Source organism: Maribacter sp. (assembly GCF_049667165.1).
Lineage (GTDB): Bacteria > Bacteroidota > Bacteroidia > Flavobacteriales > Flavobacteriaceae > Maribacter_A.
Window position 1 is genome coordinate 1 of the sequence record NZ_JBATHS010000102.1, and the last position, 10,869, is coordinate 10,869.

General features: G+C 40.5%; 11 protein-coding genes and 1 tRNA gene. 7 read left to right on the forward strand and 5 right to left on the reverse strand.

Annotated elements, in window-relative coordinates; all coding sequences use genetic code 11:
- The 6 genes from WBM98_RS05535 to WBM98_RS05560 all read left to right on the forward strand — a co-directional run.
- Positions 1-618, forward strand: a 618-nt coding sequence (locus tag WBM98_RS05535) for an MFS transporter (protein WP_424365032.1), incomplete at its 5' end; no start/stop codon positions are given.
- Positions 619-642: 24 nt separating this feature from the next.
- Positions 643-2,352 (forward strand): phospho-sugar mutase, encoded by a 1,710-nt coding sequence (locus WBM98_RS05540; protein WP_424365033.1) that lies wholly within the window; start codon positions 643-645, stop codon positions 2,350-2,352.
- Positions 2,352-4,172, forward strand: a complete 1,821-nt coding sequence (locus tag WBM98_RS05545; protein ID WP_424365034.1) for an ABC transporter ATP-binding protein — start codon at positions 2,352-2,354, stop codon at positions 4,170-4,172. The genes WBM98_RS05540 and WBM98_RS05545 overlap by 1 nt, the downstream gene beginning before the upstream one ends.
- Positions 4,173-4,245: 73 nt before the next feature.
- The gene (locus WBM98_RS05550; RefSeq protein ID WP_424365041.1) at positions 4,246-4,788 is read left to right on the forward strand and encodes an RNA polymerase sigma factor; all 543 of its coding nucleotides are present in this window, start codon (positions 4,246-4,248) and stop codon (positions 4,786-4,788) included.
- 33 nt (positions 4,789-4,821) lie between these two features.
- On the forward strand, positions 4,822-5,355 hold the full coding sequence (locus WBM98_RS05555) for a hypothetical protein (RefSeq protein ID WP_424365035.1): 534 nt from the start codon (positions 4,822-4,824) through the stop codon (positions 5,353-5,355).
- A complete protein-coding gene (locus WBM98_RS05560) occupies positions 5,342-5,794 on the forward strand; it encodes a hypothetical protein (protein ID WP_424365036.1) in 453 nt (150 codons plus the stop codon). The genes WBM98_RS05555 and WBM98_RS05560 overlap by 14 nt, the downstream gene beginning before the upstream one ends.
- Positions 5,795-5,881: 87 nt before the next feature.
- Here the strand turns inward: WBM98_RS05560 and WBM98_RS05565 are convergent, their stop codons facing one another.
- Entirely contained in the window at positions 5,882-7,702 is a 1,821-nt protein-coding gene (locus WBM98_RS05565) for a pyruvate kinase (RefSeq protein WP_424365037.1), read from the reverse strand.
- Between the two features lie 431 nt (positions 7,703-8,133).
- On the opposite strand from WBM98_RS05565, the gene WBM98_RS05570 reads away from it, so the two are divergent.
- The gene (locus WBM98_RS05570) at positions 8,134-8,532 is read left to right on the forward strand and encodes a hypothetical protein (protein WP_424365038.1); all 399 of its coding nucleotides are present in this window, start codon (positions 8,134-8,136) and stop codon (positions 8,530-8,532) included.
- 277 nt (positions 8,533-8,809) lie between these two features.
- Here WBM98_RS05570 and WBM98_RS05575 read toward each other — a convergent pair.
- The 4 genes from WBM98_RS05575 to WBM98_RS05590 all read right to left on the reverse strand — a co-directional run bounded on the left by WBM98_RS05575 (position 8,810) and on the right by WBM98_RS05590 (position 10,860).
- A tRNA-Pro gene (locus WBM98_RS05575) sits at positions 8,810-8,886 on the reverse strand.
- A 6-nt stretch (positions 8,887-8,892) separates the two neighbouring features.
- Complete coding sequence (locus WBM98_RS05580) at positions 8,893-9,129, reverse strand: GIY-YIG nuclease family protein (RefSeq protein WP_424365039.1); 237 nt, start codon at positions 9,127-9,129, stop codon at positions 8,893-8,895.
- A gap of 149 nt (positions 9,130-9,278) precedes the next feature.
- Positions 9,279-10,190, reverse strand: coding sequence for an alpha/beta hydrolase (locus tag WBM98_RS05585; RefSeq protein ID WP_424365040.1), 912 nt, complete (start codon positions 10,188-10,190; stop codon positions 9,279-9,281).
- Between the two features lie 7 nt (positions 10,191-10,197).
- Complete coding sequence (locus tag WBM98_RS05590) at positions 10,198-10,860, reverse strand: M15 family metallopeptidase (RefSeq protein WP_424365042.1); 663 nt, start codon at positions 10,858-10,860, stop codon at positions 10,198-10,200.
- Positions 10,861-10,869 lie beyond the last annotated feature (9 nt).

Here is a 10,869-nt window from a genome sequence, read left to right on the forward strand (position 1 = left end):
TGGAAGAAAAAGCGGTACGATTCGGTCATTTCAAAAAACATTCCCTCGAAATTGTTCAATTGGGCTGCCCGAAAAACCTCAGGCGTAAAACTAAATGATTTCAATTGCGGCTTAAAGGCCTATAAAAAAGCGGTAATAAAAAATATAGAAGTACGTGGTGAAATGCACCGTTACATTCCTGTTTTGGCCAAAAGTGCGGGATTCGGGAATATAGGAGAAAAAATAGTGCAACATCAGGCCCGAAAATACGGTAAAACCAAATTTGGTATGGAACGATTTATAAACGGTTTTTTAGATTTGATCACCATTTGGTTCGTTTCGAAATTCGGAAGAAGGCCCATGCATCTTTTTGGCGCTCTTGGGGTGATCGTGTTCATTATTGGTTTCGGATTTGCACTTTTTCTTGGGATTGACAAATTATTTATCAACCCTACCGCCAGACTTATTACCGAAAGACCGGAGTTCTATATTTCATTGACTTCCATGATTATAGGAACGCAATTGTTCTTGGCTGGCTTCTTAGGGGAAATCATGGTTCGCTCCAGGAAAGATGAAAAACGTTATAATATATCGGAAGAATTGAATCTCAGCTTAGATAAAAAACAATATTCTTCGTAAATTAACCTATCAAAATAAAAGTAAATGAACGCTATTGTAAAAACTGCCCAAAGCTGGCTTTCAGATTTCTTCGATGCTGAAGTCAAAACCGAAATTCAACAATTGATAGCCAACGATCCCGAGGGGCTCAAAGACCGGTTTTACAAGAACATGGAGTTTGGTACGGGCGGTATGCGCGGGCTCATGGGCGTTGGCACCAATAGAATCAACAAATACACCTTGGGAAAAAGCACCCAGGGACTCAGTAATTACCTAAAAAAAGTGTATGCCGGTAAGGACATAAAAGTAGTTATCGCTTATGATTGTCGACACAATAGTGACACACTGGCCAAAACGGTGGCCAATGTATTCTCCGCCAATGGCATTAAGGTCTTTCTATTTTCTGAATTACGAACCACCCCTGAATTATCATTTGCGGTAAGACATTTAGATTGCCATGCGGGAATCGTCTTAACGGCCTCCCACAATCCGCCCGAATATAATGGCTATAAGGTCTATTGGACCGATGGGGGTCAAATTGTGCCCCCACAAGATGGTGCGATCATTGCGGAAATCGAAAAACTGGCCTATGAGAACATCAACTTCAATGCGAATGAAAGTTTGATCGAATATATAGACAAGGAAGTCGATGAAGCCTTTATGAGCGCTTCGGTTGCCAATGGCAGCTTCAATGCCAAGGGAAAAGACGATTTCAAAATCGTTTTCACATCATTGCACGGAACATCGATCACGGCAATTCCTGAAGTGTTGAAAAGAGCGGGCTATAAAAATGTAACCATCATTGAAGAACAAGCGAAACCTGATGGAAATTTCCCAACGGTAAAATCGCCCAATCCAGAGGAGCCCGAGGCCCTATCGATGGCAATACGGAAAGCCGAGGAAATTGGCGCCGATATGGTTATTGGCACGGACCCCGACAGCGATCGTCTGGGAATTGCTGTTAGAAACCTAAAAGGGGAAATGGAATTGCTCAATGGGAACCAGACCATGGTCATGATGACCAAATTCTTGTTGGAAAAACGCAAGGAAAAAGGTTTGGAAGGCAATGAATTCATAGCGTCGACCATCGTTTCCACCCCTATGATGGATGCTTTGGCCAAAGCATACGGTGTCGAATACAAAATAGTTCTGACCGGCTTTAAATGGATCGCCAAAATGATCAAGGATTATCCCAAGCTGGATTTTGTAGGGGGTGGAGAAGAAAGTTTCGGATTTATGGTCGGGGATTTTGTACGGGACAAGGATGCCGTTACCGCTACCCTATTGGCCTGTGAAATAGGAGCGGACGCCAAAGCCAAGGGAAGTTCGTTTTATAAGGAACTGATCCAATGTTATGTGGATTATGGTTTCTATAAGGAAAAATTGATATCAATGACCAAAAAAGGTATCAGTGGTGCCGAGGAAATCAAGCAAATGATGATCGATTACCGCGAAAACCCTATCAAGGAAATCGATGGGTCGAAGGTTGAGTGGATCCACGACTATAACACATCCGTGGCCACCAATATGATCACAGGAAAAACGGAAACCATTGATATTCCAAAATCGAACGTATTGATCTATACCACTGAAAATGGCACCAGAATGGCCGCAAGACCTAGTGGCACAGAGCCGAAAATCAAATTTTATTTCAGTATAAATTCTAAACTCAACCATGCCGATGATTTCTATAAGGTTCAAAACGAACTCGATGCGAAACTGGATCGCATTGTAAGCGAATTGAAACTCGGTTAATGGATTATTTTAAAAAAATCCTTCGCTTTGCGAAGCCTTATAAGAAATACGGATTTCTAAATATATTCTTTAATATCCTCTATGCCCTGTTCAGTGCCTTGTCCTTTGCGGCGCTGATTCCTATGCTGGATGTGCTCTTTAAGCCTGAGAAAAAAGTTCTTAAAGAACCCATATATACCAATTTAGGCCATTTAAAGGATTATCTTCAAGATTATATAAATTTTAAGGTGACCGCTTTTTCAGGGGATGACCAAATGAAAGGTCTTATCCTGGTCATCGGGCTGGTCTTGGTGTTATTCCTACTAAAGAACTTCTTCAACTATGCTGCCATGTACTATATTACGTTTTTGCGTAATGGGGTGTTAAAGGATGTTCGTAATGCCATGTACCAAAAGATCACCGAATTGCCTATATCGTACTATTCCGAAAAACGGAAAGGGGATGTGATTGCCCGTATTACTTCGGATGTGCTTGAGATTCAACACTCATTTCTATCGATATTGGAATTGATCGTTCGTGAACCCCTTACCATTTTGTTCACCATTATCATCATGTTCGGAATCAGTACCAAGCTGACCCTTTTCGTATTTATTTTTATTCCGATCGCCGGAGCCATTATTTCGAGAATCGGTAAATCCTTGAAAAAGAAATCGGATCGGGTGCAGAAGGAACAAGGGGAGTTTTTATCCATTGTTGAGGAAACTCTGGGCGGACTTCGGGTCATCAAGGCTTTTAATGCAGAATCCCGTTTTTTTAAAACATTCAGCACCTCTACCGAACGTTTTTTTAATTTTTCAAACAAATTATTGAACCGACAGAACCTAGCCTCCCCATCTGGTGAATTTTTGGGTATTTTGGTGATTGGGGTACTTCTGTGGTTCGGAGGTAAGATGGTATTGGTCGATAAGACCCTTGATGCATCCTCGTTCATTGCCTATATGGGCTTGGCTTATAATATTCTGACCCCGGCCAAAGCAATCAGCAAGGCATCGTTCGGAGTTAAAAAAGGAAATGCCGCTGCAGCAAGGGTTCTTGAAATACTGGAAACCGAAAATCCGATTGTGGACAAAAAAGATGCTATTGAGAAAAATACGTTCGAAAATGCAATCGAGCTTCAAAATATTTCCTTTAAATATGAAGATGAATATGTGCTCAAGAATTTCAATCTAAAAGTACCCAAGGGTGACACTATTGCCTTAGTAGGCCAATCCGGTAGTGGAAAAAGTACCATTACTAATTTAGTGACCCGATTTTATGATGTAAATGAGGGTACTGTAAATATTGATGGCATTGATATAAAAGACATCACTAAAAAGTCTTTACGCAATTTAATGGGCCTGGTTACCCAAGATTCCATTTTGTTCAATGATACCGTCCGCAATAATATTGGTATGGGCAAGGAAAATGCCGCGGATGACGAAATAATCGAAGCGGCCAAAATAGCCAATGCCCACGAATTTATAGCGGCACTACCCCATGGCTATGACACCAATATCGGAGATAGTGGCAATAAATTAAGTGGAGGTCAAAAACAACGGATATCCATCGCTAGGGCCGTCCTTAAAAATCCACCCATCATGATTTTGGATGAAGCGACCTCGGCCTTGGATACAGAAAGTGAAAGACTGGTTCAGGATGCGCTGGAAAAAATGATGCGCAACAGAACCTCTATCGTCATCGCACATCGATTGTCAACGATTCAAAGTGCCCGAAGTATCGTAGTGCTTCAAAAAGGAAAAATCGTTGAACAAGGATCGCATACAGCACTTATGGCAAAGAATGGTGTCTACAAGAAATTGGTCGAAATGCAATCATTTTGATGCTAATCCCAAAAGATAAGGATTAAACCTTTTCCATTTATTTTTGTCCTATACCAAACATAAGCTTTATCATTTGATTGCCGAAGATTCATTACTAAGCGATTTAAGACAGCCTAAAACCCAGGCCAAGGCCTTTGAAGTGTTGATAAACACCTACAAAGAAAGGCTGTATTGGCATATTCGAAGAATTGTCGTCAACCATGATGATACAGATGACGTGTTGCAGAATACCTTCATCAAAGTATATAAAAACATAGATGGGTTCAAGGGGGACAGTAAATTGTACTCATGGATGTACCGAATCGCAACCAATGAAGCCTTGACATTTTTAAAACAAAAAGCCAATAAACTGGGCATTAGTGAACCTGATTTGCAAGAAAGAATAGTAGGCAATTTACAAGCGGATATCTATTTTGATGGGGACGAAATTCAATTAAAACTTCAAGAGGCCATTGCCACATTGCCTGAAAAGCAAAAATTGGTCTTCAATATGAAATATTTTCAGGAAATGAAATATGAAGAAATATCCGAAATCTTGAACACCTCGGTAGGCGGTTTAAAGGCATCGTACCATTTAGCGGTTAAAAAATTGGAGTCATTTTTAAAAGCGAATTAAACCTTTTAAACAATTGATAGTCAAAGTATAGACATGAAAACAACAAATAACAATAAAGATTTCAAAACTCCCGAAGGATACTTCGAAGGGTTTACCGATAGGCTTTTGCAAAGAATGTTGACTGCAAAAGACAACCAGAGCGATTCTTTATTGCCCAAATCGGACGGTTTCATGGTGCCGGATCGTTATTTTGACGGTTTGAATGCACAGCTCCACGCAAAAATGGGTCTGGGCGAACCAAAGGAAATCGCACTTAATCCTTGGCGTAAATACCTATATTATGCGGCTGCCGTTGTCGCTGTGACATCCCTAACGATAGGCATCGTCTATACCCGTTCAGCAGAACCAACTTTCGAGAGTTTGGCCAAAACTGAGATTGAGGATTATTTCGATCAAAACGATTTAGGGTTATCGACCTACGAATTGGCGGAAATAATACCTGTGGATGATTTGGAAATCTCCGATGTTCTGGTAAATCAATTCGAGGATAAAAACATCATTGATTATTTAGACGATCACATAGATCATATTGAAGAATTAAACCTGACAGATTATGAAAATCAATAAAAATATACTGGCTGTCGTGTTCTTACTGCTGACCTCGGCATACATGTTTGCCCAGCACAAACCCGATAGGGAAAAAATTAAAACACTTAAGGTGGCTTATATCACGGAACAATTAGATTTGACAACTGCGGAAGCGCAGACATTTTGGCCGATTTATAATGCACATGATGCGCAAATGGATGCGTTTAGGGAAAAGGAACGCGTTCAGATATACGGAAAATTAAGGGATATGGAATCCTTATCGGATAAGGAATCCGAAGCCTTGTTCCAAGCGCTCATGACTATTGAAAATCAAAAACATGAAGCTGAACAAAAATTTCTCAAAGAAATACAGAAAGTGATTTCCGCCAAGAAAACCTTCATACTGTTGAAAACGGAGAAAGGATTTAAACGGCGCCTATTGCAGCAATACCGCCAAAAACATGGTGGCGCTTATTGATGGTTTTCAAATGAGGGAAACACTACTAATTATAAAAGGGGCTGTTGTCATATACAGCCCCTTTTTATTTTGAATCACGTATGTGCTTCATAACTTTTCCATTCTTGGAAGCATGGGTTCATTTTTTTCATGAAACTGCTCCATATTCGATAAGAGCTTGTTCAACAATTGTAGTACATCATTGATATAAGGTCCCTTGTTCAGCATAACGCATTCAGCCTTTAGGGAAGCCGTTGCATCAGTAATCTCCGCCCTCGATGGCAATCCTTTTTTGGCGAAACTTTCCAAAACCTGGGTAGCCCATACCACAGGAACATGGGCTGCTCCACATAAGGCCAATATTTCTTCCTGCACCTTACTAATCGTATCCCACCCTGTTTCTACCGCAAGGTCCCCCCGGGCAATCATCACACCTATATATTTAACCTTCATGGCAGCAAGAAGAATCTCCACGAGGTTGTCAAAGGCATATCGAGTCTCGATTTTCAGTATGATACTCAGTGAATTGATGGCGTCCAACTTTTCCAATTCCGATAATAACTCCTCAACATCATCCTTGGAGTTTACAAAGGAAAAATTGACCACGTCCGCATTTTTTGCAATGAATTCCATATCTATTTTGTCTTTCGCGGTAAGTCCACTGATACCAAGGTCTGTCGTGGGAAAGTTGATTCCTTTTTCAGCCTTCAACTTGGATCCTTTTTCCAATGCCCTAGTGATTCGAACCTCAAAATGATCGGGAAAGATGGTCTCAATACGACCTTCGATTTTACCATCATCGAATAAAATCCTTTCCCCTTCCTTGACCCGATCAAAAACCTCTGGGAGTAAACACGGAATGGTTGGGCGTTCAATAAGATTTCCATCCTTATCAAAAACTGGCGTAGTTCCTAAAACATTCGGTTTTGTAATGGTAAGTACATCACCGGTTCTAAGTAAAATAGACTGCTCGATAGCAGGAAGATCCCCAACGATACCGTCATCGAGTTCTCGATTCACACAGCGAATGGTGGTACCTGTACTGATGTAGGAGGTTTTATAACAATGCACTTGAACCTCTAGTTCACCTACATGTACCACTTTTAGTTTACGTTTCTTGTTCCTGGTATCCTTAAAAGTGAATGTATCACCCAAAGCCAATTTATGAAGCCAATCGCTGCCAACAGCCAAAGTATTCGGTTTAGAGGTTTCCATGACTTCAGGGACCAATACAATCAATGCAGGGCTTAGGATATTTCCAATTTTATCGCGTTCGGGTGTGTATTTTCGAATTTTAGGGCCGGGCGTAATATTGCCTGTCCTGATTTTTGGCCCAGCCAAATCCATAGTGATCTTTACTTTTTTACCTGAGGCCTTGGAGGCCTTCTTGACATTTGCAATGATTTTTGACCAAATTTCCGGATTGTCATGTGCACAATTGATGCGGGCACAGTTCATCCCATTCTGTACCAAATCATACACCATTTGATAATCATGGGCAGCCTGGGTTGGCTGAGTGACCATAATTCGAACCCTTCTTCCTTTCGAACGATAGCCTAATAGCTCTTTTGTGTGTTTCGACAACTGTCTTTTGCCATTTTTTATCGACAACATGGCCTTAGGAATTAATGGAGGCTGTTCTCCCAATAAGCTGTATAGGATGAACCTTGTTTTCAATAAGCTCGACATCAAATGGCCCTCCGCTCTTGCAAGCCGGGTCACCCCTAATTTTTGTAGCTTTTTTTGGGTGCTCCTTAAATCGAATTTTCTAAAGGCATTATAGTGGATTAAATTCCGTGCACTTTTGTGATACACCGGATGTATCGCTGCCAATAGAGACTCGGCATCGGTTTCTTCCTCTCGTATTGCTACAATAATGACATCAATCTGAGTGATCAACTCCCTAATTTTCTCAGCATTTATTTTCATTGAGCACCATTTTGTTTTAGGATATATAATATATCAAATATAATAGAGCCCCTTTGAGGAAATCATGATAAAGATCATAATCTACATTGAATATACGTGATATTAATAAATTAAATTATGGCAGTTCGTATTCAAATTCAGCCCTATTCCCTATCTGAACTAAGAGGCTCTCATAGATCACTATCGTAGGCGATTTAATATCAATGGTTTACTTTAATTTAATGAATGTCGTTTTAATGGGATTTAAAAATCCTAGCTGACCCTTTGTTGTAATTTAGCTACCGTAAGCGTGCCAGACAGGTAAAAAGCGAAGGCCAATACCTTCCTTGTTTTATTCCCAAGAATAAGTTAAAAACAGAAAAACTGATAAATATCATTTCCAACTGTATCAGTTAGACTACTTTTCCGACAAGTTTCCAAAATACAACAAGATGTTAAGTTTGAATAATACTGCCGAAGATATATTAAGAGAATTCCATGGTGACACGGTACGGTGGAAGTCAATGTTGACCTATAAGGAAAATGATATCCTGTTCATTGATAAGCTATTGAATTCCAAGGCTTTTAGGGTAGCCAAACCAAATCTTTTCGAACGATTACAAGAGCTTAATAAAGAAGCAGAAACCATAGCAAGCGAATTGAAAAAACTGAAGAAAGAAGTAAATGAATATGAATCAAAGTTAAGTGGTATTTTGGAGTGCGAGGATATTTCTTGCGACACTTATTACTTGGAGAACCATAAAGCATTAAAAGATCGTTTTGAGGAATTTTATACGGACTTTAACGAGTTCAAAACCAAAGTTTTCAATTACACCGGCGGGATTTTATAGGCACGGTATAGGTAAGCACATTCCTTTTTATATTCCCTTTATTCCAGGATTTGGATAATCCCAATAAACCCTCACTGCAAATAGAAAAGTGAACGCTTCGCATTGTTTTTTTCAATACCTCGAATTCGGGATTTGGATAATCCCAATGAACCCTCACTGCAAATAGAAAAGTGAATGCTTCGCATTGTTTTTTTATTCCAATCACTTACAAAAGCCCTGCTTTTGACGTTTCTTGAATAAAAAAAAGTGATTTGCCATAGCAAATCACTTTTCTGCTTGGTCGGGATGACAGGATTTGAACCTGCGACCACACGGCCCCCAGCCGTGTGCGCTACCGGACTGCGCCACATCCCGAAAATATTAATTCTCGGAGAGATATCTTTTAATACCCCTCTGCTTTATCTTCCTTTCCAATACTACCGCCTCTGACCGACCATTGCAGTCATAAACCTGTATCAAAATCCAAGGAATACCCTTGGATGTATATTTTCTGCCTCCCTTATTATGAGCGGCAAGTCGCTTTTCAAGATTGTTGGTCTGCCCGCAATAATATCGGTCTAATCTTTCACTAAACAATATATAAACGACATATTTCATTCCTTCTTGCGACCATCCCGCCAACGGCGGGATATGCTACCGGGCCTGTCCCGCTCCTCAGCGGGAACTGCGCCACATCCCGAAATAGGATTGCAAAAATATAAAAGTTATGGATATTAACTTGTATGTTTTATAGAAATCTTTTTAGGCTAGTCCATACTTTCCATCCATTCAAACATCCGTTCTGTCCAGCCCCTCAAATGTTTGTCCTTACGCGCCAAGGAAAAGCCATGTCCGCCTTTGGGATATATGTGCATAGTTGCCGAAACCCCTTTATCTTTCAAGGCTTTATAAAACATCAAACTATTCTCAACAGGTACTGCCCCATCATCGGTGGCATGAAATATAAAGGTAGGAGGTGTATTCTCGGTAACCTGTCTTTCATTGGAAAAGTGTTCCACCAGTTCGGATTTTGGATAATCCCCCAATAAGAACATTCTTGAACCCTGATGCGTTTTATCACTAAAAGTGATGACCGGATACCCCAGCACCATAAAGTCTGGCCGGGCACTAACTGTATCTACTTCATCAATCGGTTCATAGACCTTTTCGTTAAAATGTGTACCCAAGGTGGAAGCCAAATGCCCCCCCGCGGAAAATCCTATAATACCGATTTTGTTCGGGTCAATGTGATAATCGACAGCTTTACTACGCACCATTCGAAGGGCCCTTTGCGCATCGATCAGAGGTACATTATGCTTATCCGTTTGGGAAGCATCGGAAGGAAGACGATATTTTACCACGATTCCGGCAATACCCTTTCCATTTAAAAACTTGGCGATATCGGTACCCTCCCAATCATATGCCAATATTCGATACCCGCCTCCAGGAAAGATGACTACCGCACGGCCAGTGGCATTATTTTCTGCGGGAAGATAGACTTCCAAAGTCGGTTCTTGTACCTTTTCAATTCTGAGGATGCCGTCCGTTTTGTGTGTTTCTTTTTCGTCCGATGCTATCCTATTCGGGATTTTTCCTTTCGGCCATAGGGGTATGATGGTATCCTGGGCTCTCACTTGACTGAATAAAAAGAATAAAACAAGCAATTGTACATATTTCATGACGTAATTATTTTAGTGTATCACATTCCCATTTAAAATCAGCTACTTTGTCATTGGAGCCAGCGGACAGGTTATAATGCCACCACTCGGTACGAATGGACCAAAATCCATGTTTCTCCATGGTTTCTTTTAGAAGCTTTCTATTATCCAAAATATTTTGGGGCAGATCCATATTATCATGATAGGCCTTTTTTCCAAAAAAATCAAAATCAGTTCCCATATCCAAAGATTTACCATCAAGGGTAACCAAGGAGATATCGACAGCTCCACCTTTGTTATGTATGGAACCTTTTACGGGATTTGCCACGTATTGCGGATTTGGGACGATCTCCCACATTTTGTATTGTACGGAATTGGGTCGATAACAATCAAAGAATTTTATTTTGACACCTTTGGCCTTGAACTCGTCATTTGCCTTTAATAGGGCTTTTGCCGTTTTGACACGCATATAACATTCGGGACAATCGTACACTTTGGCCTTTAGAAAATTATTTGGGGTCGCATACCTCATATCATAGGCAAAACCATCGCTAAAATCTGCCAGTCGAACGAAAGTGGTGTCTGCCAATCCTTCAAATGTCCTGAATTTCTTCTCAATGACCTTATCGATTTTAGCCGAATCAATGGTAGTGGTCCCAATGGGAGGTTCATTATTTATTTTTGCTGGAATCTCTTTGCA